A 20,760-nucleotide genomic window follows, 5' to 3' on the forward strand; every position below is an offset into this window, starting at 1 on the left:
CGACCCAGGCCGACGGTCATGGGGGGACGCCCCGCGGGGTACTCAGAGCCCGAGAGCACAGCCGGCCCCGTACGGGACCTCACGCACCACCCGGCACGCGGACCGGCGGACGGTCCCCGCGCCGAGGGGCGGGACGCCCACCGGCCGGCGACAGCACAGGGCACCAGGGACGGACTGCGCGGAGGACCTCATGCGGCGGACGGAACCGGGAGGGCACGGGCCCGTCCGCTACGGCCCGCAGCTCCCCTCGGACGGACTGCCCGTACCGCCCGGCCTCGCCGAGGTGCTCGCCGCCTCCGCCACCCGCGCCGAAGGCGAACCCGTCGGCGGCGGGACCGCCCTGCGGGAGGCCGCCTGCGGCTACTGGGAGCGGCGCGGCACGCCCACCGTCCCCCGGCGGGTCGTGGTCGGCCCCGGTGCCCCCGCGCTGCTGCTCGCGCTGACCGCCGCCGTCGGCGGTGACGTCCTCGTGCCGAGGCCCTGCGCGGCCTGGTGGGTGCCGGACGCCCGTCTGCTGGGCAGACCCGTCTTCCATGTGGCGACGCCCGCGGAGTGCGGCGGCGTTCCGGACCCGTTCGCCCTGCTGGAGACCGTGCGCCGGGTCCGGGAGGAGGGCGGGGACCCGCGGCTGCTGGTGCTGTCCGTGGCCGACGACCCCACCGCCACCGTCGCCCCGCCCGAGGTGCTGCACGAGGCCGTGGAGGCCGCCGCCGAGGAGGGCCTGCACCTCGTCAGCGACGAGACCTGGCGCGACACCCTGCACACCCCGCACGACACCGTGCTGGTCAGCCCCGCGGAGATGCTGCCCGAGCGGGTCACCGTCGTCAGCGACCTCGCCGGCGCCCTGCTGCCCTCGGGCTGGCCGGCCGCCGTCGCCCGCTTCCCCGGCACGGCCGACGGGGACGCCCTCCACGCGCGCGTGCTCGACGTCCTCACCGCCCTCGACGCCCGCGTCGCCGCGCCGGTCGCCGCGGCCGCAGCCCACGCCCTGACCGAGCCGGAGCCCCTCACCGCGCGCGTGCGGGACGCCGTACGCCTGCACGCGCGCGTGGCCGCCGCCGCGCACGCAGCCGTGGAGGCGGCGGGCGCCCTCGCCCTGCCGCCGCGGGCCGGCCGGCACCTGTACGTCGACCTCGCGCCCCTGCGCCCTGCGCTGTCCGCGCGGGGCGTCGGTGACGCGCAGGACCTGGAGGACCTCCTCACCGCCCGGCTCGGCATGCCCGCGCCGGGCGGACACCGCTTCGGGGACGACCTCGGGGCGCTGCGCGTCCGGCTGTCCACCGGCGACCTGCTGGGCGGCACGGACGCGGAGCGCGCGCGCTGCCTCACGTCGCCCACCCCGTGGGAACTGCCCCACGTGCAACGCGCGTTGACCCTCCTGAGGTCGGTCTTCGACGATCTCCGTGACGAAGCTCAGCGATGGGAGCCTCCTCGATGACGCAGCAGTCCGAGTCGACCACGACCACCCCGGGTGCCACGGCCACGGGTCCGACCGCCACCGCGAGCAGCACCGTGGTGACCGCTCCCGTACGGGAAGCCGGCCCCCCGGCCCCGGTGAGGCCCGGCCCGCCGGGGACCGTCCCGCCGGCGTCCCCCATCCCGCCGCTCGCCGAGCCGCGCCCACTGGGGGAGCCGCGGAGGTGGCCGCGCACCTTCCACGACCGGTTGACCGCACCGCTGCCCGGCCTCAAGTCCCTCGCCCGGTTCGCCCGCGAGGGCTCCGTACGCCCCGGGAAGGAGGGGCTCGCCGACATCTCCCGGGTGCCGGTCGCGCCCGGTCCGCTGCCCCGCGTGGACGCCCGCACCGTCGCCGTCACCTGGGCCGGACACGCCAGTTGGGTGGTCCGCGTCGGCGGTCTGACCGTCCTGACCGACCCGGTCTGGTCCCGCCGGATCCTCGGCACCCCGGCCCGCATCACGCCCGTCGGCGTCCCCTGGGAGGCGCTGCCGCCCATCGACGCGGTCGTCATCAGCCACAACCACTACGACCATCTGGACGCGCCCACCCTGCGCCGGCTCCCGCGCGACACGCCCCTGTTCGTGCCGGCCGGGCTCGGCCGCTGGTGCCGGCGGCGCCGCTTCACCCGCGTCACCGAGCTCGACTGGTGGGAGGCGGCCGAACTGTCCGGCGTCCGCTTCGACTTCGTCCCCGCCCACCACTGGTCCAAGCGCACCCTCACCGACACCTGCCGCTCGCTGTGGGGCGGTTGGGTGCTGACCGCCCCCGACGGCCGGCGCGTCTACTTCGCGGGCGACACCGGGTACGGCCACTGGTTCTCCCGCATCGGCCGGCGTCATCCCGGCATCGACCTCGCCCTGCTGCCGATCGGCGCCTACGACCCCCGCTGGTGGCTCAGCGACGTCCACTGCGACCCGGAGGAGGCGGTGCGGGCGGCGCGGGACCTGGGGGCGCGCCGGATGGCCCCCATGCACTGGGGGACGTTCGTGCTCTCCGCCGAGCCGGTCCTCGAACCCCTCACCCGGGTGCGGGCCGCCTGGGAGGCGGCGGGACGGCCCCGCGAGGACCTGTGGGACCTGCCGGTGGGAGGCTCCCGGATCCTGGACTAGGCGATCCCCGTCCGGACCCGCTGATCCCCCCTCCCGCCTCAGGCCGCCTTCGTCCTCCGGACCCGGCGCCAGACGCTCGGGGCCGCGCTGACCAGCACGGTCAGCGCGACCGCGGCGACCACGCCCTCCCACGGCTCGGGGAACAGCGAACCGCCCAGGATGCCGATCAGCTGGTACGTCACCGTCCAGGCCAGACAGGCCGGCAGGTTGCCCCGCGCGAACCGGCGCAGCGGCCACTCGGCCAGCAGGCAGGCCAGCATCACCGGTATCCGGCCCGCCGGCACGAGCCGGGACAGCACCAGCACCGCCGTGCCGTGGCCGGCGAGTTTGGCCTGCGCCTGTTCCAGGCGCTCCTCCGGCGCCCGCGACCGGATCGCCTCCAGCCAGCGCGAGCCGTTCTTCGACGTCAGCCCGCGCCGCCCGAGCCAGTACAGCGCCACGTCCCCCAGGAAGGCCGCCAGCGACGCCGTCACGAACAGCAGCGCCAGCGAGAACGGCGCCGTCTGGTGGAAGGCGACCACGGCCGCCGTACTCACCAGCGCCCCGGTCGGCACCACCGGCACCAGCGCGCCGATCAGCACCAGCAGGAACAGCGACGGATAGCCCAGCGCCTGCTGCGTGGACTCCGTGGGGATGACGGTGACGACCGACGCCGATATCGACAGCGACAGCGACGGCGACGGCGTCACGAAGCGGCCTCCAGACGCACGCTCTCCCCGTGCCCGAGCCGGTGCACGGCCACCTCCGGCGCCCGCTGCGCCGCCCGGCGCACGAACTCGTCACCCGGCGCATGGAATTCATGGGGGCGCACGGCGTCCAGCCCGATGGGCCAGTACGTGCCGTAGTGCACCGGTACCGCGCTCCGCGGCGCCAGCCGGGCCAGCGCCTCGGCCGCGCGCCCGGCGTCCAGGTGCCCCTCCCCGAGGTACGGCCCCCACCCGCCGACCGGCAGCAGCGCCACGTCGACCGGGCCGACCTCCTCGGCCATGTCCTCGAACAGGCCCGTGTCGCCCGCGAAGTACGTGCGTGCCGCGCCCTCGACGACGTACCCGAGGGCGGGGCAGCGGTGCGGTCCCACCGGCAGCCGCCGTCCGTCGTGCAGCGCCGGCACGGCCCGTATCCGCACGTCACCGACGGACGTCTCCTCGCCCGGCGCCATCTCGCTCAGCCGCAGGTGCGTCAGGCGCCGCAGACCGGGCACGGCGCGCGGCGCGCCCCGGGGCACCAGCAGGCGCGTGCCCGGCGCGAGGCGCGCCAGCGAGGGCACGTGCAGATGGTCGGAGTGCAGGTGCGACACGAGCGCCACGTCCGCGCGCCGGGCGTCGGGCGGCGGCAGCGCACCCCGGCGGCGGCGCAGATGCGCCAGCCTGCGGGCGAACAGGGGATCGGTGAGCACACGGACGTCCGAATCCTCGACCGTGCAGGTGGCGTGACCCCACCAGGTGACCTCCACCGGCACCTCTTTGCCTCCTTCGCGCGACTCCCCCGAAGCCTACGGGCAGGGGTAGGGTCGGCGGCGAAACCCGGAGGTGAGGGGGACGCCATGGGACCTGTGCGGGTCACGGCGATCGCGAGTCTGACGCCGCTGGAGGAGCTGGACGCCGATCCCTTCCTGGTGGACTCCCGCAGCCAGCACGCGATGTGCGCGCGGTGGGCCGCGGAGCGCGGCTACGCCGTCAGCCGCGAACTGCTCGTGCGGGGCCTGCGGGCCGACCACGACGTGCTGTGGGACGGCGTCCGGCCCGGCGTCGACCTGTTCGTCGCGCCCAGCCGGCGGGTGCTGGAGAGCGCCCTGTCCTCGGTGGAGGAGTTCCTCGAGGAGTGCGCGCGGCGCGGGGTGCGGGTCGAGACGGTGGGCTGCGCGGAACCCGCCTACGACGCGCAGATGAAGGCCCGGGTGCACCGCAGGCTGTCCATGCCGACCGCCGGGTACGACGGAGGCTGACCCCGCCCGGGACGGCCGGGGCGGTGTGGCAGGGTGGAGGCGGCCCCCGCGCGTGACGGGGCCGGATGGCGAGGTGTTCGGGGCGTGGGTGCGGGGCGTTGGCGGCGGGCGGTCGGTCAGGCCGGGCGGAGCGTCGCGGTGTGGGGGGTGTCCACGGTCACGATGCTCGTCCTCGCGGGGATCCTCCCGGACTTCAGACTCCAGTCGCCCGACGGCGACAGCGCCACCACCATCGCCGTCACCGCGGCCGCCGGCGCGGGCGTGTTCGGCCTGCTGTCGGCCCTGGTGTGGCCCCTCCTGGTCCGCCTGCTGCTGCTCGTGCCGGCCCTCGTCCTGGGCCTGCTGGTGTTCTTCCTCAACGGCTCGCTGCTCCTGCTCGCCCTGCGGCTGAACCCCTCCGGGCAGAGCGAGGCGGCCCCCGAGACCGCCGTCATCGTCGCCGCCGTGATGTCCGCCGTGGCCTCCGCGACCGGGGGCGCCCTGGCCGTCCGCGACGACGACGCCTACCGGCACCGCCTGTACCGCCTCGCCGACCGCCGCCGCCGGGGCGGCCCGGCCTGCCCCGCCACCCCCGGCACCGTCTTCCTCCAGCTCGACGGCGTCGGCCACGACGTCCTCCTCACCGCCGTCGGCAAGGGGCTCATGCCGACGGCCGCCCGCTGGCTCGGCCACAGCCCGCGGCAGGGCCCGCCCGCCCGGCCCACCCACCGCCTCACCCCCTGGCGCACCGACTGGTCCAGCCAGACCGGCGCGAGCCAGCTCGGCATCCTGCACGGCAGCAACCACGACGTGCCCGCCTTCCGCTGGTACGAGAAGGACACCCGCGAGGTGATGGTCTGCAACCGTCCCACCAGCGCCGCCGAACTCCAGCGCCGCGCGGTCGAGCGCACCGGCGACGGCGGACTGCTCTCCGCCGACGGCGCGAGCCGCGGCAACCTCTTCGGCGGCGGCGCGGGCGAACAGGCCCTGGTGCTGTCCATCGCGGCCCGCCGGCGCTCCCGCGCGACCCGCTCCCGCGCCGGCTACTTCGCGTACTTCTCCGACCCCGCCAACGCCGTCCGCACCGCCCTGTCGTTCGTCGCGGACGTCGTCCGCGAGATCGGCCAGTCCACCCGGGCCCGGCTGCGCAAGGAGCGCCCGCGCGTCGCCCGCGGCGGGCTCTACCCCTTCGTCCGCGCCTTCGCCACCGTCGTCGAACGGGACGTCGTGGTCGCCGCCGTGACGGGCGACATGCTCGCCGGCCGCAGCGCCGTCTACGCCGACCTCGTCGCCTACGACGAGGTCGCCCACCACTCCGGCCCGCTCGGCCGCGACGCCGAGCAGGTCCTCACCCGCCTCGACCGGGCGCTGGCGCTCGTCGAGAAGGTCGCCGAGCACGCGCCGCGGCCGTACCGGATCGTCGTCCTGTCCGACCACGGCCAGAGCCCCGGCGAGACCTTCCGCTCCCGCTACGGCCTCACCCTCGCCGATCTGGTGCGGGCCGGCTGCGGGCTGCCCGTGCCGCGCCGGGCGGAGCGCACCCGCAGCGGCGCCGAGGCGCGCGCCGCGGTCCGGGCGGCCCTGCGCCGGCCGGTGGAGGAGGGCGCCGAGCAGCACCGCCCGTCCCGCCGCTCGGAGCCGGTCGTGCTGGCCTCCGGCAACCTAGGCCTGGTCTCCTTCCCCGACGTGCCGCACCGGATGAGCAAGGAGGAGATCGACGCCCGGCACCCCGCCCTGCTCTCCACGCTCGCCAACCACCCCGGCATAGGCTTCCTCCTCGTCCGCAGCGAGGAGCACGGCGGTGTGGTGCTCGGCGCGCACGGGGCGCAGATCCCCGTGGACCGGCTCGACGAGGAACCCGGTCCGCTCGCCGTGTTCGGCCCCGGGGCCGCCGAGGCGGTCCGGCGCACGCACTCCTTCCCGCACGCCGCCGACATCATGGTCAACTCCTTCCACGATCCCGCGGACGGCGAGGTCCTCGCCTTCGAGGAGCAGATCGGCTCCCACGGCGGTCTGGGCGGCGCCCAGGCCAAGCCGTTCCTGCTGTCCCCGCTGTCCCTGTCCGCCCCGGTCATCGACGGCGAGGACCTGATCGGCGCCGAGCACGTCCACCGCGTCCTGCGCCGCTGGCTGCGCGAGTCCGACGGCCCCCAGGTCCCCCTGCGCACGGTCCGGGAGGAGCGCGCCGCCTGAGGAGACTCAGTGGCGGGCCCGGTGGCCGGAGCGGACCCGCCCGAAGGCGTTCATGACCTGGACCGCGGGCGCGGTGCCGCCCACGGCGGAGTCGCTGAACGCGACCATGGTGCCCAGCGAGTCGGCCAGCGACATGAACTTGCGCAGGGTCACCTTGTCGTGCTCCTGCTGTTCCTGCTGGCCGTGCTCTTCCTCGCGGCCCGGATGGACCCGGGGCGGCGCACGGCCCGCCCCCGCCGACGGCGCGGTACGGTCGCTGACCACCGTCCGCAGGCATGTGGAGCGCGGTGAGCCGGACGCGGCGGAACGCGCGCTGGAGGCCTCGCACCTGGACCGGGAGTCGGAGGCGTTCTGGATACTGGAAAGCATCCCGACCAGCACGACGAACTGCCGGACGCCCTTGCTCTCGGCCAGCGTGGCGAAGATTCCGAGGAGCGCGACGGCGAAGGTGAGCACGATGACGGCGCCGAAGAGCGCGGTCGCCTGGGTCGCGGTGAGCGCGCGGAACATCCGGTTGCGGATGATGTCGCGCACGAAGTCCCGGTAGAGCAGGTACAGCACACCGAGTGCGACCCCACCAAATCCCGCGATCCCCCGAGGACTTGGAAGAGTTCGACTGTAGGGCCTCGCCGCCGTGCCCGTCAGGAGTTCCGTCGGCTGTGATCCGTCGGTGGCCGTGATCGTCGTCGGCGGTGATCCGTCGTCGTCGCGTCCGGTGTCCGTGGCGTGCGGCGGGCCGAGGTGTGATCGGATGGGGCCGGGCACCCGGCGACGGGACCGCCCGGCCGTCATCGTCCGTCTTGGAAAGGAAACCCGCCGTGGCCACCACGCGCTCCGCACACACCGTCTGGGAAGGCAGCCTGACCGAGGGCAACGGCGTCATCGCCTTCGACTCCTCCGGGGCCATCGGCGAGCAGCCCGTGACCTGGGCCGCCCGCAGTCAGGAGGCCAACGGGAAGACCAGCCCCGAGGAGCTGATCGCGGCCGCCCACTCCAGCTGCTTCTCGATGGCCTTCTCGCACGCCCTCACCGGCGCGGGCAACCCGCCCACCAAGCTCGTCACCTCGGCCGACGTCACCTTCCAGCCGGGTGAGGGCATCACCGGCATCCACCTGACCGTGGAGGGCACCGTGCCCGGCCTCGACGAGGAGGCGTTCGTCGCCGCCGCCGAGGACGCCAAGGTCAACTGCCCGGTCAGCCAGGCCCTGAAGGCCGTACCGATCACGCTGTCGGCGAAGCTCGCCTGAGCCGGTCCGGCACGGCATCCCCCGGGGGTGCGGGACGTCCGTCACGGGCGTCCCGCACCCCCGTCCCGTTCACGCACGCTCCCATTGACAGGAGCCCCCGCACGTTTTGTGCTGGAAGTCCTGGAGCGCGGGGCTCCCTGGCGGAAGGGGACGGCGATGGGACGTCCGGTCGGTGTCGATCTCGGCACCACGAACTCGGTGGTGGCCGTCCTGGAGGGCGGCGAGCCCACGGTCATCGCCAACGCGGAGGGCGCCAGGACCACCCCGTCGGTCGTGGCCTTCGCCAAGAACGGCGAGGTGCTCGTCGGCGAGGTCGCCAAACGGCAGGCCGTGACCAACGTCGACCGCACCGCCCGCTCGGTCAAGCGCCACATGGGCGACGCGCACTGGCGCTTCCCGGACCGGGGCGACGTGGACGGCACCCGTTACCGCGCCCAGGAGCTGTCCGCCCGCGTCCTCCAGAAACTGAAGCGGGACGCCGAGTCCTACCTCGGCGAGGACGTCACCGACGCGGTGATCACGGTGCCCGCCTACTTCGACGACGCCCAGCGGCAGGCCACGAAGGAGGCCGGGGAGATCGCCGGCCTGAAGGTCCTGCGGATCATCAACGAGCCCACCGCCGCAGCCCTCGCCTACGGCCTCGACCGGGGCGAGGAGCAGACCGTCCTCGTCTTCGATCTCGGCGGCGGCACCTTCGACGTCTCCCTCCTGGAGATCGGCGACGGCGTCATCGAGGTCAAGGCCACCAACGGCGACACCCACCTCGGCGGGGACGACTGGGACCAGCGGATCGTCGAGCACCTGGTGAAGAGGTTCAAGGGGCAGTACGGCATCGACCTCGGCACCGACCGGATGGCGCTGCAACGGCTGCGCGAGGGCGCCGAGAAGGCGAAGATCGAGCTGTCCAGCTCCTCCGAGACGACGATCAACCTCCCCTACGTCACCGCCACCGCCGAGGGCCCCCTCCACCTCGACGAGAAGCTGACCCGCGCCCAGTTCCAGGAGCTCACGGCCGACCTGCTGGACCGCTGCCGCAGGCCCTTCCACCAGGCCGTCGAGGACGCGGGCGTGAAGCTGTCCGCGATCGACCACGTCATCCTCGTCGGCGGCTCGACCCGGATGCCCGCCGTGACGGAGCTGGTGCGGGAGCTGACCGGCAAGGACCCGCACAAGGGCGTCAACCCCGACGAGGTGGTGGCGGTCGGCGCCGCCCTCCAGGCGGGCGTCCTGCGCGGCGACGTCAAGGACGTGCTGCTCCTCGACGTCACCCCGCTGTCCCTCGGCATCGAGACCAAGGGCGGCATCATGACGAAGCTGATCGAGCGCAACACCACGATCCCCACCCGCCGTTCGGAGATCTTCACCACCGCCGCCGACAACCAGCCCTCGGTCGGCATCCAGGTCTACCAGGGCGAACGCGAGATCGCCGCGTACAACAAGAAGCTCGGCGTCTTCGACCTGACGGGCCTGCCGCCGGCCCCGCGCGGGGTACCGCAGATCGAGGTGGCCTTCGACATCGACGCCAACGGGATCATGCACGTCTCCGCGAAGGACCTCGCCACCGGCCGGGAGCAGAAGATGACGGTGACCGGCGGCTCGGCGCTCCCGAAGGACGACATCGACCGCATGATGCGGGAGGCCGAGCAGTACGCCGAGGAGGACCGCAAGCGCCGGGAGGCGGCCGAGACCCGCAACCAGGCCGAGCAGCTCGTCTACCAGACGGAGAAGTTCCTCCGCGACAACACCGACCGCATCCCCGCCGACACCCGGTCCGAGGTCGAGTCGGCCGCCGCCGACCTGAAGGCCCTGCTGGAGCGGAACGCCGACACGGCGGCCCTGCGCGACGGCGTCGACAAGCTCGCCACGGTCAGCCAGCGCATGGGCCAGGCGATGTACGCGCAGGCCGAGCGGCAGCCGACGGCCGACGGCGCCGGGCACGACGGCGGCCCGCCCCGGGACGAGGACACCGTCGTGGACGCGGAGATCGTCGACGACGACAAGGACACCGGCCGGGACGCCCGCGGCCCGGCCGCGTAGCGGCCGGCCCGCAGGCCCGGAGCCCGGCTCCTACGACCCGGTCCGCTCCCAGCCCCGCCGGTCCGGGCGCGGTCCCAGCCGCTCGGGGTCGCGCGAGCGGTAGACGACGTACGGGCGGAACAGGTACTGCACCGGCGCGCTGAACATGTGCACCAGCCGGGTGTACGGCACCAGCGCGATCAGCACCATGCCGGCCACGGCGTGCACCCGGTACAGCACCGGCACGCCCGCCATCGCACCGGTGTCCGGGCTGAGCGTGAACAGGCTGCGCGACCAGGGCGCGAGGCTGGTCCGGTAGTCGTAGCCGGTGCCGGAGGAGTGGGCGAGCTTGGCGGCCATGCCCAGCACGATCGCGGCGAGCAGCACCAGGTACATGAGCTTGTCGTTGGCGGTCGTCGCGCGGAACACGGGCGCGTTGGTGCGGCGCCGGTGGACCAGGGCCGCGATCCCGGCGACCGCGAGCGCCCCGGCCGCCGTGCCGCCGTACAGCGAGAACAGGTGGTAGGCCCGCTCGTCCACGCCGAGCGCGTCCGTCCACGACTCCGGCACGAACAGCCCGATCAGATGGCCGGCCAGGACGAACAGGATGCCGTAGTGGAACACCGGGGAGGCGATGTTCAGCAGCTTCGACTCGTACACCTGGGAGGACCGGGTCGTCCAGCCGAACCGGTCGTAGCGGTGCCGCCACACCAGCCCGGCGACCAGGAGCGCGCACGCGACGTAGGGCAGGACGCCCCAGAGGAAGAAGGTCATCGGCGGGCTCCGGCGGGTGCGGGCGGCAGGGTGGCGCACACCGCGTCCAGCACGCACGCGTACGGCGTGCCGGCGGCGGTGAGCCGGGAGCGCAGCCGCTCCAGGGCGTCGCGGTGCTCGACGAGCGGCCCGGTGTCGCCGGTGCGCGAGGTGAACTCCAGGACAGCGGGCAGGAAGTCGGGCAGTTCCTCCCCGGTGAACTCCAGGCCGTGGGCGCGGTAGAGGTCCTTGAACCGGACCAGCGACATCCCGCGCCGCCGGGTGTCGCCGTCGCTCCACCAGCTCAGGTACAGGCTGTGCCGGTTCTTGAAGTCGAAGACCTCCACGTAGTGCGCCTGGAGGTCCCGCTGCGGCGTCACGGCCGCGTGGTCGGTGAACCCCCGCAGCTGCGGGGCCGCCTCGCGCAGCAGCGGCAGCCGGGCCCGGAAGTCGTCGTCCGGGTAGGTCAGGCAGAGCGCCGCCGCCTGGTAGAGCACCTCGAAACCGGGCATCAGACCTCCCTCTCGTCGTCCGCGGTCTGCCGTCTGCGCAGGATGTGGAAGTTCTCCACCGGCACCAGCGGCAGCCTCCTGCGTCCGGAGTCCTGCCCGAACGGCCCGTCGCCGCCCATGCCGGGGCCGCCGTCGTGGTCGAGGCTGCACGCGTCGGGCAGCGCCGACTCCTCCAGCCGCCGGGCGTCGCCGACGGCCGCGGTGGGGATCACGTACCGCTCGTCGTACTTGGCGATCGCCAGCAGCCGGTACATGTCCTCGACCTCCTCGGGCCGCATGCCGACGGCGGCCGCGACGCCCGGGTCGGGCTCCTCGCCGAGGTTGACCGCCCGCATGTGGGAGCGCATCGCGGCGAGCTTCTCCAGACAGGCCCGCACCGGGGCGGTGTCGCCCGCGGTGAACAGCTCCGCCAGGTACTCCAGCGGGATGCGCAGCGTGTCGATCGCCCCGAACAGGTTGCCCAGGTCCTCGCCGTCGTGGCCGGTCTCCGTCAGCGCGTCCACCACCGGCGACAGCGGCGGGATGTACCAGACCATCGGCAGGGTCCGGTACTCCGGGTGCAGCGGCAGCGCCACCCGGTACGTGGAGACCAGCGCGTGCACGGGGGAGCGGCGGGCCGCCTCCAGCCAGTCGTACGGGATCCCCGCCCGCTCGGCGGCCCGCCGCACGCCGGGGTCCTCCGGGTCCAGGAACACGTCCAACTGGGCGCGATACAGGTCCTGTTCGTCCGAGACGGACGCGGCGGCCGTCACCTTGTCGGCGTCGTACAGCACCACGCCCAGGTACCGCAGCCGCCCCACGCAGGTCTCCGAGCAGACCGTCGGCAGGCCCGCCTCCAGCCGCGGGTAGCACAGCGTGCACTTCTCCGCCTTGCCGGTGCGGTGGTTGAAGTACACCTTCTTGTACGGGCATCCGGTCACGCACATCCGCCAGCCCCGGCAGCGGTCCTGGTCGACCAGGACGATGCCGTCCTCGGTGCGCTTGTACATCGCGCCGGACGGACAGGACGCCACGCACGACGGGTTCAGGCAGTGCTCGCAGATGCGCGGCAGGTAGAACATGAACGTCTGCTCGTAGGCGAACCGCACCTTGTCGGAGGCCTGCCGGCGGGTGCGCTCGACCATCGGGTCCAGCTCGCCGTACGCGGGGGCGCCGCCGAGGTCGTCGTCCCAGTTCGACGACCACTCGATCTCCATCGGCCTGCCGTCCAGCTGGGAGACGGGCCGCGCGACGGGGTAGTCGTCGCCGAGCGGGGCGTCGGTGAGGGTGCGGTAGTCGTACGTCCAGGGCTCGTAGTAGTCCTTGATCTCCGGGAGCCTGGGGTTGGCGAAGATCCCGGCGAGCTTGCGCAGCCGCCCGCCCGCCTTCGGCCGCAGCGCACCGCGCCGGTTCAGCTCCCAGCCGCCGCGCCACCGCTCCTGGTCCTCGTAGCGGCGCGGGTACCCCTGGCCGGGGCGGGTCTCGACGTTGTTGAACCAGACGTACTCCATGCCGCGCCGGTTGGTCCACGTCTGCTTGCAGGTGACCGAGCAGGTGTGGCAGCCGATGCACTTGTCGAGGTTCATCACCATCGCGATCTGGGCCATCGGGCGCATCAGTACTCGACCTCCTGGGCGCGGCGGCGGATCACCGTCACCTCGTCGCGCTGGTTGCCGGTCGGCCCCAGGTAGTTGAACGCCCAGGACAACTGGGCGTAGCCGCCGATGAGATGGGTCGGTTTGAGCAGGAGGCGGGTGAGCGAGTTGTGGATCCCGCCGCGCATCCCGGTCGTCTCCGCGCGCGGGACGCCCACCGTGCGCTCCGGCGCGTGGTGCAGGTACACCGTGCCGGCCGGCATGCGGTGCGAGACGACCGCGCGGGCCACGACCACCCCGTTGCGGTTGACCGCCTCGACCCAGTCGTCGTCCCGCACGCCGATGGCGTCCGCGTCCCGCGGGGACATCCAGATGTTCTGGCCGCCGCGGGACAGGGAGAGCATGAACAGGTTGTCCTGGTACTCGGAGTGGATCGACCACTTGCTGTGCGGCGTGAGGTAGCGGACCGTCACCTCGCGGTGGCCGTCGGGACCGAGGCGGGGTTCGCCGAACAGCCTGTTCATGTCCAGCGGCGGCCGGTACACCGGGAGCGCCTCGCCCAGCTCGTGGATCCAGTCGTGGTCGAGGAAGAAGTGCTGCCGTCCGGTGAGGGTGTGCCACGGCTTGCCGTGCTCGGTGTTGAGGGTGAACGCCGTGTACCGGCGGCCGCCCGCCTCGCTGCCCGACCACTCCGGCGACGTGATCACCGGCACCGGCGCCGCCTGCGTGTCCGCGTACGTGACCCGTCGGCCCTCGTGCTCGGCGGCCAGGTGGGCCAGGTCCCGTCCGGTGCGCTCCGCCAGCGTGCGGAAGCCCTGGACGGCGAGGCGGCCGTTGGTCGTGCCCGACAGGGCGAGGACCGTGTCCGCCGCCTTCACCGCCGTGTCCAGCAGGGGGCGTCCGTCGGCCGGGCCGCCGCGCACCGCGCCGTTCAGCTCCCGCAGCCGCGCGACCTCCTCGTCCGGGCGCAGGGTGACGCCCTTGGTGGCCAGGCCCAGCTCCTCCGCCAGCGGGCCCAGCGCCGCGAACTTCGCGCCCACCGCCGTGTAGTCCCGCTCCACGACCGTCAGGTGCGGCAGCGTCCTGCCCGGCACCGGGTCGCACTCGCCGCGCCTCCAGTCCCGGACGACCCCGCCGGGCTGGGCGGTCTCCCCGGGGGTGTCGTGCTGCAACGGCGACGCCACCAGGTCCCGGCGCACGCCCAGATGGTCCACGGCCAGCTCGCTCAGCCGCTCCGCCAGCGCCTTGAACGTCTCGAAGTCGGTGCGCGCCTGCCACGGCGGGTCCACGGCCGGGGTGAACGCGTGCACGTAGGGGTGCAGGTCGGTCGACGACAGGTCGTGCTTCTCGTACCAGGTCGCCGCCGGCAGGACCACGTCCGACAGCAGCGTGGAGGAGGTCTGCCGGAAGTCCAGCGACAGCAGCAGGTCGAGCTTGCCCTCGGGCGCCTCCTCCCGCCAGGTCACGTCCCGGGGCCGCACCGCCTCGGGCGCCTCCTCGGCGCGCAGCGAGGAGTGCGTGCCCAGCAGGTGCCGGGTGAAGTACTCGGCGCCCTTGGCCGACGAGCCCAGCAGATTGGCCCGCCACAGGGTCAGCACGCGCGGCCAGTTCTCCGGCGCGTCCGGGTCCTCGCAGGCGAACCGCAGCGTCCCGGCGCGCAGCCCGGCCACCGCCCCGGCCACCGGGTCGCCGGACGCCTCGCCCAGCTCCAGCGGGTTGCGGTCGAACGTCGGGTACGACGGCATCCACCCCGCCCGCGCCGACAGGGCGACGCAGTCCGCGGCCGTCATGCCCCGCAGCCGCCCCTCGCCCAGCGGGGAGGCCAGCACGTCGGCCGTGAACCGGTCGTAGCGCCACTGGTCGGTGTGCAGGAACCAGTACGCGGTGCCGATCATCTGCCGGGGCGGGCGCGCCCAGTCGGAGGCGGCGGCCAGCGTCGCCCAGCCGGTCAGCGGCCGGCACTTCTCCTGGCCCACGTAGTGCGCCCAGCCGCCCCCGTTGCGGCCCTGGCAGCCCGTCAACTGGAGCAGGGCGAGGAAGGCGCGGTAGATGGTCTCGGAGTGGAACCAGTGGTTGGTGCCGGCGCCCATCAGGATCATGCAGCGGCCCTTCGACCGCTCCGCCGTGCGCGCGAACTCCCGGGCGATCCGCACGCAGGCGGCCGCCGGGACGGAGGTGTGCGCCTGCTGCCAGGCGGGGGTGCCGGGGGCGTCCGCGTCCTCGTACGACGCGGGCCAGCGGCCGGGCAGACCGGGCCGTCCCACGCCGTACTGCGCGAGCAGCAGGTCGAAGACCGTGGTGACCAGGGGACCGTCCGGACCGCCGAGCCGCACGGCCGGCACCCCCCGCCGCACGACGTCCCCGCGCCCCTGCCCGTGCTCCCCGCCCTCGGTGTCGAAACGGGGCAGCAGCACCTCGACGCCCTCGGCGCCCTCGTGGCCGAAGAGGCTCAGCCGGGGCCGGACGTCCCCCAGGCCGAGGTTCCAGCGGCCCTTGCCGGCCTCCGTCCAGCGGAAGCCGAGGGAGCCGTTCGGCACCACCGCCCGGCCGGTCGCGCCGTCCAGGACGACCGTCTTCCACTCGGCGCCCTCCTCGCCGTCCCCGAGGCCGGTGGCGCGCAGGAACTTCGCCGGCACCCACGCGCCGTCCCGCCCGGTCAGCGTCACCAGGAACGGCAGGTCCGTGAACCGCTCCACGTACTCCGTGAAGAACGGCGTCTCGCGGTCGACGAAGAACTCCTTGAGGACCACATGGCCCATCGCCAGCGCGAGCGCCCCGTCCGTGCCGGGGTGCGGGTGCAGCCACTCGTCGGCGAACTTGGCGTTGTCGGCGTAGTCGGGCGCCACGACCACGACCTTCTGGCCGCGGTACCGGGCCTCCGCCATCCAGTGCGCGTCCGGGGTGCGGGTCACCGGGACGTTCGAGCCCCACATCACCAGGTACGCCGCGTCCCACCAGTCGCCCGACTCCGGGACGTCCGTCTGGTCGCCGAAGACCTGCGGGGAGGCGACGGGCAGATCGGCGTACCAGTCGTAGAACGACAGCATCGGCGCGCCGATCAGCGCGTGGAAGCGGGCGCCGGCCGCGTGGGAGACCATCGACATCGCGGGGATGGGGGAGAACCCGGCGATGCGGTCGGGGCCGTACGCCTTGATGGTGTGGACGTGGGCGGCGGCGACGAGTTCCACGGCCTCGTCCCAGTCCGCCCGCACCATGCCGCCCTTGCCGCGCGCCCGCTGGTAGCGGCGGCGGCGCCCGGGGTCGTTCTGGATGTCCGCCCAGGCCAGCACCGGGTCCCGCAGCCGCCGCTTGGCCTCCCGGTACATCTCCAGCAGCACGCCCCGCACGTACGGGTGGCGCACCCGGGTCGGCGAGTAGGTGTACCAGGAGAACGCGGCGCCGCGCGGGCAGCCCCGGGGCTCGTACTCGGGCCGGTCCGGGCCCACCGACGGATAGTCCGTCTCCTGGGTCTCCCAGGTGATGATGCCGTCCTTGACGTACACCTTCCAGCGGCAGGAACCGGTGCAGTTCACGCCGTGCGTGGAGTTCACGACCTTGTCGTGGCTCCACCGGTCCCGGTAGAACGCGTCCGCCTCCCGGCCGCCGGCCAGCCCGATGCTGTGCAGGTCGGGGGCGGTCGTGCCGGGCCGGAAGAACCGGCCGAGGCGCAGCAGGGCCGCGCCCGGCTCGGTCGGCGGTGTCCGCGTGTCGGTCACGTGCGCTCCCTTGCTCACCCCGTGTCTCGAACCTAGGGGCGGGCGCGGGAGCGCACCCGTTCACGGCGCCCGTACGGGTCACCCGGTGCCGGAGCTACGAGGGCTGCGGGGTCACCCGGTGCCGGTGCCTCAGGGCTTGCGGGCGACCCCCGCGTACACCGGCACGATGCCCTCGGCCTGGACGGCCACGTCCTCCGGCTCCGGCCGCCAGCCGGAGACCGGGATGACGCCCGGGCCCAGCAGCTCCAGGCCCTCGAAGAAGCGGGAGAACTCCGCCAGCGAGCGCGGGTGGAAGGGGGTGCCGCTCTGCCGGAAGCTGTCCGCCGCCTTCGCGATGGCCTCCGGGTTCAGATCGGGGGTGACCTGCGACAGGATCAGGTGACTGCCCGGCGCGAGCGCCGCCACGTACGTCCGGAGCAGCCCGTACACGTCGTCGCCGGCCGGGTCGTCGTCCAGGTAGTGGGTGAGCGCCACCAGCGACAGGGCGACCGGCCGGCCGAGGTCCAGGGTCTCGGCCGCCCGGCCCAGCAGGGTGTCCAGGTCGCGGACGTCGGCGTGCACGTACCGGGTGGACCCCTCGGGGGAACCGTGCAGCAGCGCCTCCGCGTGCCGCAGCACGATCGGGTCGTTGTCCGCGTACACCACCCGCGACTCCGGGGCCACGCCCTGCGCCACCTGGTGCAGGTTGGGCTCGGTGGGGATGCCGGTCCCGATGTCCAGGAACTGGCGCACCCCGGCCTCGGCGACGGTCCGCACGGCCCGGTGCATGAACCGGCGGTTGGCGCGCGCCCCGCGCACCACCGTGCCGTCCACGGCGAGGATCCGGCGGGCCAGCTGCTCGTCCACGGGGTAGTTGTCCTTGCCGCCCAGCCACCAGTCGTACACGCGTGCCGGATGCGGCCTGCTGGTGTCGACGCGGACGGGTGCTGCGGACTCGGATCCGGTCATGCGGGTCTTCTCCTGGTGGTGGGGTCGGTGGTGACGGCCGTGCTCACACGCTCCCGCGGAGCTCCCGCAGCAGCGTGACGGTGCGCTGTGTCGACGAGGCGTGCGCCGTCATGTGGTCGAGGACCTCCAGGTGCAGGGAGACCTCCTTGCGCGAGTCGAGGTACAGGGCGCCGGACAGGTACTCGGTGACGACCATGTCCGGCAGCTCGGGCTCGGCGAAGCGGAAGAGCGAGAACGGCGCGGACGTCCCCGGGTGCGGGCCGTCGGCCAGCTCGGCGACCTGCAACGTGATCCGGTCGCGGTCGGCGAACTCCAGCAGCTTGTCGAACTGCTCGTACATCACCGAGGGGTCGACGCTCACCGGGCGGCGCAGCACGGTCTCGTCCATCACCACCCACAGGTGCGGCGGGTTCGGGCCGTCCAGCAGCCGCTGCCGGGCCATGCGCAGCGACACGTGCCGCTCGATCGCCTCCGGGCTCCTCCGCCCGACCGTCCCGGCCTCCAGCACGGCCCGCGCGTACGCCTCGGTCTGCAACAGGCCCGGCACGAAGTGCGGTTCGTACGAGCGGATCATCCGTGCCGCGCCCTCCAGGCTCACGTACAGGCTGAACCACTCCGGGAGCACGTCGTGGAAGCGCTGCCACCAGCCGGGCCGGTTCGCCTCCTCGGCGAGCGCGACGAACGCGGCGGTCTCCTCCTCGGACACCCCGTACGTCTCCAGCAGCACCTGCACGTACGGGATCTTCAGCGCGACCTCGGCGGTCTCCATGCGCCGCACGGTCGCCTGGGCCACGCGCAGCGCGCGGGCCGCCTCGTCACGGCCGATCCCGGCCGCCTCGCGCAGCTCCTGGAGCCGTCTGCCGAGTACCACCTGGCCCACTGTGGGCGCGGGCCGTCGTTCACTCACGCCACGTCTCCCCTACGTGTCGAGGCACGCGGGACAGTGTGTCATGCCGCGGCGGCGCTTCCACAGGGGCGACGGCCGGACAGCAGGGGCCCGGCGCGGCTGACGGCGGCTCAGCCGGACAGCGCGCGCAGGTGCGCGACCGTCTCCGGGTCGGCCGGGAGGAACGTCTCGATGGCCAGTTCGGCGACGGTCACGTCCATGGGGGTGTTGAACGTGGAGATGGAGGAGACGAACGACAGCGTCCGTCCCCCGTGCTCGATCCGCAGCGGCAGCGCGACGTACGGCACCGGCCCGTCCGGTTCGCACGGGTCGGCGGTCTCCGGCACCGGGTAGGCGGCGACCTCCTCGTACAGCTCCCGCAACGGGGCGGAGCGGTGCAGGGCGACCTGGCGCTCCATCTGGGCCAGCAGGTGCCGCCGCCACTGCGGCAGGTTGCGGATGCGGGGCGCGAGGCCCCGCGGGTGGAGGGTCAGGCGCATCGCGTTCAGCGGCGGCGTGAGCAGGGACTCGGCGACGCCCTCCAGCAGCATGGTGATCCCGCGGTTGGCCGCCTGCACGGTGTACAGGGCGTCCACCACCAGCGCCGGGTACGGCTCGTAGCCCCGGAGCAGGCGCTCCACGCCCGCGCGCAGCCCGTGCAGCGCCGGGTCGTCCCACGGGGTCTCGCGGTAGCGCGGGGCGTAGCCCGCCGCCAGCAGCAGCGCGTTGCGCTCGCGCACGGGGACGTCGAGGTGCTCGGCGAGCCGCAGCACCATCTCCTCACTGGGCCGGGAGCGGCCGGTCTCGACGAAGCTGATGTGCCGGGCCGAGGAGTCCGCGCGCAGGGCCAGCTCCAGCTGGCTGAGCCGCCGCCGTTCCCGCCAGGCCCTCAGCAGCGGACCCGCGCCCCGGGCGGACGGGACGGCGGGGGAGTCGGCGGAGGAGGCGGCGGGGGAGCCGGTGCCGGTCGCGACGGTCGTCATGCCGTCCGACCGTAGTCGAGGGGCGGCGTCCCGCACGAGGCGTACGGGCCGGCCCGGCCACGGCGCCGACGGGCAGGCGTGGCCCGCCGGCCGTCCGGGAACGCCCTGACCAGGGCCGCCACGCCTCTCCTGTGGCAGGCTGGGCAGGTACGCGACACCCATGAAGGGAGCCGGCGCATGGCCGTGGAACCGCTGTCGCAGAAGGAGATCGAGGACCGGCTGGCCGAGCTGCCCGGCTGGTCCTACGACGCCGGCCGCCTCACCCGCGCCTACCGGCTCGCCTCCCACTTCGCCGCCGCCGCCCTGGTCGTCCACGTGGCGCAGGTCCAGGAGGAGCTCGACCACCACTCCGACCTCACCCTCGGCTACCGCACGGTGTCCGTCGCCGTGCACACGCACAGCGCGGGCGGCGCCGTCACCGAGCTCGACTTCCAGCTCGCCCGCCGGGTGGAGGACCTCGCCCCGGGCCACGGGGCCCACTGACCCGCGCGGCGGACCGGACGGAGCGGAGACGGGGAGCGGGCGTGCTGGACTACGACGAGGAAGCCGGACGCTACGACGCCTCCCGCGGCGGCGAGCCCCGGGCGGCCGCCGCCGCGGAGGCCGTCCTCGGCCTGGTCCCGGCCCCGGCCCGCAGCCTGCTCGACGTCGCCTGCGGCACGGGCATCGTCACCCGCAGGCTGGCGGCCGGACGCGACGGCCTGCGGGTGACCGGCGTCGACCTGGCGTCCGAGATGGTCCGCCAGGCCGCCGTCCGCCTGCCCGGCGCCGTCGTCCGCTCCGACGGCCGCCGACTGCCCTTCCGCGCCGACGTGTTCGACGCGGTCAGCAGTGTCTGGCTGCTGCACCTGCCGGAGGGCGACGCGGACGTGCGCCGGATCGTCGGCGAGTGCGCCCGGGTGCTGCGGCCCGGCGGTGTCTGGGTCACCACGGTCGACAAGGCCGCCGCGCACAACGTCGGCAGCGACATCGACGCCGTCCTCGCCTCCCGGCCGCCCCGGGCCGCCCGCGACGAGGCGTCCCGCGTCGAGTCCCACGCCGTCGCGTGCGGCCTGGTCCCGGCCGGGCGGGCCCGCTTCCCCGGCCGGGGGCAGGGCCGCTCGCCGCGCCGTACGGTCGCCGACCTGCGGCGCGGCTGGTTCGTCACGCTGCCGCCCGGGGAGCCGCTGGCGGACCGTTTCGCCGAGCGGCTGGCCCGGCTGCCCGACCAGGACCGCCCCCGCCCGGACCCCGTGTTCACCCTCCGCGCGTTCCGCAAACCGGCCGCGCCACCGGACGAGGCCTGACCCCGGCGCCCGGCGCTTCGTGGAGTGCTCCGGCCGCCGGTTGCCGCACGGCCGGCCCTCGTGGAGTGCTCCGGCCTCCCGTCGCCGCGCCGCCAGGCCCGCGGAACGCTCCGCCCCCACCTCGCCGTGCCGTCGGCCCCCGACCGGCGCAACG

Annotated in this window: 18 protein-coding genes; 8 read left to right on the forward strand and 10 right to left on the reverse strand. The window is 74.4% G+C overall.

The genetic code is table 11. The annotated features are described in order from the left end of the window. The first annotated feature begins 190 nt into the window (after positions 1–190). Together ACZ3KJ_RS28665 and ACZ3KJ_RS28670 are read left to right on the forward strand one after the other, a co-directional pair. Positions 191–1,438 carry an aminotransferase class I/II-fold pyridoxal phosphate-dependent enzyme gene (locus ACZ3KJ_RS28665; RefSeq protein ID WP_467531177.1) on the forward strand — a complete coding sequence of 416 codons (1,248 nt, stop codon included), beginning with the start codon at positions 191–193 and terminating at the stop codon, positions 1,436–1,438. After that, positions 1,435–2,568 carry an MBL fold metallo-hydrolase gene (locus ACZ3KJ_RS28670; protein WP_467531178.1) on the forward strand — a complete coding sequence of 378 codons (1,134 nt, stop codon included), beginning with the start codon at positions 1,435–1,437 and terminating at the stop codon, positions 2,566–2,568. Before ACZ3KJ_RS28665 ends, ACZ3KJ_RS28670 begins: the two co-directional genes overlap by 4 nt. A 38-nt stretch (positions 2,569–2,606) precedes the next feature. Here ACZ3KJ_RS28670 and ACZ3KJ_RS28675 read toward each other — a convergent pair whose 3' ends face one another. Together ACZ3KJ_RS28675 and ACZ3KJ_RS28680 are read right to left on the reverse strand one after the other, a co-directional pair. After that, positions 2,607–3,233, reverse strand: a complete 627-nt coding sequence (locus tag ACZ3KJ_RS28675) for a DedA family protein (RefSeq protein WP_467531319.1) — start codon at positions 3,231–3,233, stop codon at positions 2,607–2,609. Between the two features lie 20 nt (positions 3,234–3,253). Further along, positions 3,254–4,027, reverse strand: coding sequence for an MBL fold metallo-hydrolase (locus ACZ3KJ_RS28680; protein WP_467531180.1), 774 nt, complete (start codon positions 4,025–4,027; stop codon positions 3,254–3,256). 84 nt (positions 4,028–4,111) lie between these two features. On the opposite strand from ACZ3KJ_RS28680, the gene ACZ3KJ_RS28685 reads away from it, so the two are divergent. Next, the gene (locus ACZ3KJ_RS28685; RefSeq protein ID WP_467531182.1) at positions 4,112–4,513 is read left to right on the forward strand and encodes a hypothetical protein; all 402 of its coding nucleotides are present in this window, start codon (positions 4,112–4,114) and stop codon (positions 4,511–4,513) included. An 84-nt stretch (positions 4,514–4,597) separates the two neighbouring features. After that, positions 4,598–6,685: a phage holin family protein gene (locus ACZ3KJ_RS28690; RefSeq protein WP_467531184.1), complete on the forward strand. Its 2,088-nt coding sequence runs from the start codon at positions 4,598–4,600 to the stop codon at positions 6,683–6,685. Between the two features lie 6 nt (positions 6,686–6,691). Here the strand turns inward: ACZ3KJ_RS28690 and ACZ3KJ_RS28695 are convergent, their stop codons facing one another. Next, a complete protein-coding gene (locus ACZ3KJ_RS28695; RefSeq protein ID WP_467531186.1) occupies positions 6,692–7,246 on the reverse strand; it encodes a hypothetical protein in 555 nt (184 codons plus the stop codon). Between the two features lie 257 nt (positions 7,247–7,503). Here ACZ3KJ_RS28695 and ACZ3KJ_RS28700 point away from each other — a divergent pair, with 257 nt between their 5' ends. Further along, complete coding sequence (locus ACZ3KJ_RS28700; protein ID WP_389514620.1) at positions 7,504–7,932, forward strand: OsmC family protein; 429 nt, start codon at positions 7,504–7,506, stop codon at positions 7,930–7,932. A gap of 156 nt (positions 7,933–8,088) precedes the next feature. After that, complete coding sequence (dnaK, locus tag ACZ3KJ_RS28705) at positions 8,089–9,969, forward strand: molecular chaperone DnaK (protein WP_467531188.1); 1,881 nt, start codon at positions 8,089–8,091, stop codon at positions 9,967–9,969. A 30-nt stretch (positions 9,970–9,999) separates the two neighbouring features. Here the strand turns inward: dnaK and narI are convergent, their stop codons facing one another. From narI to ACZ3KJ_RS28740, 7 genes are all read right to left on the reverse strand, one after another. Further along, positions 10,000–10,722, reverse strand: coding sequence for a respiratory nitrate reductase subunit gamma (gene narI / locus ACZ3KJ_RS28710; RefSeq protein WP_467531189.1), 723 nt, complete (start codon positions 10,720–10,722; stop codon positions 10,000–10,002). Further along, positions 10,719–11,213 (reverse strand): nitrate reductase molybdenum cofactor assembly chaperone, encoded by a 495-nt coding sequence (narJ, locus tag ACZ3KJ_RS28715; RefSeq protein WP_467531190.1) that lies wholly within the window; start codon positions 11,211–11,213, stop codon positions 10,719–10,721. Before narJ ends, narI begins: the two co-directional genes overlap by 4 nt. Beyond that, on the reverse strand, positions 11,213–12,808 hold the full coding sequence (gene narH, locus ACZ3KJ_RS28720; protein WP_467531192.1) for a nitrate reductase subunit beta: 1,596 nt from the start codon (positions 12,806–12,808) through the stop codon (positions 11,213–11,215). Before narH ends, narJ begins: the two co-directional genes overlap by 1 nt. Next, positions 12,808–16,503, reverse strand: coding sequence for a nitrate reductase subunit alpha (locus tag ACZ3KJ_RS28725; protein ID WP_467531193.1), 3,696 nt, complete (start codon positions 16,501–16,503; stop codon positions 12,808–12,810). Before ACZ3KJ_RS28725 ends, narH begins: the two co-directional genes overlap by 1 nt. Before the next feature lie 129 nt (positions 16,504–16,632). Beyond that, positions 16,633–17,451, reverse strand: coding sequence for an SAM-dependent methyltransferase (locus tag ACZ3KJ_RS28730; protein ID WP_467531195.1), 819 nt, complete (start codon positions 17,449–17,451; stop codon positions 16,633–16,635). A 43-nt stretch (positions 17,452–17,494) separates the two neighbouring features. Further along, positions 17,495–18,358 carry a helix-turn-helix domain-containing protein gene (locus ACZ3KJ_RS28735; protein WP_467531197.1) on the reverse strand — a complete coding sequence of 288 codons (864 nt, stop codon included), beginning with the start codon at positions 18,356–18,358 and terminating at the stop codon, positions 17,495–17,497. Between the two features lie 110 nt (positions 18,359–18,468). Next, complete coding sequence (locus ACZ3KJ_RS28740) at positions 18,469–19,320, reverse strand: helix-turn-helix domain-containing protein (RefSeq protein WP_467531199.1); 852 nt, start codon at positions 19,318–19,320, stop codon at positions 18,469–18,471. Between the two features lie 177 nt (positions 19,321–19,497). Between ACZ3KJ_RS28740 and ACZ3KJ_RS28745 the strand changes: the two genes are divergently transcribed. Next, positions 19,498–19,803, forward strand: coding sequence for a 4a-hydroxytetrahydrobiopterin dehydratase (locus ACZ3KJ_RS28745; protein ID WP_467531200.1), 306 nt, complete (start codon positions 19,498–19,500; stop codon positions 19,801–19,803). Between the two features lie 41 nt (positions 19,804–19,844). Then, a complete protein-coding gene (locus ACZ3KJ_RS28750) occupies positions 19,845–20,606 on the forward strand; it encodes a class I SAM-dependent methyltransferase (protein ID WP_467531202.1) in 762 nt (253 codons plus the stop codon). The last annotated feature ends 154 nt before the right edge of the window (positions 20,607–20,760 follow it).

Source organism: Streptomyces sp. NPDC003248, assembly GCF_055563235.1.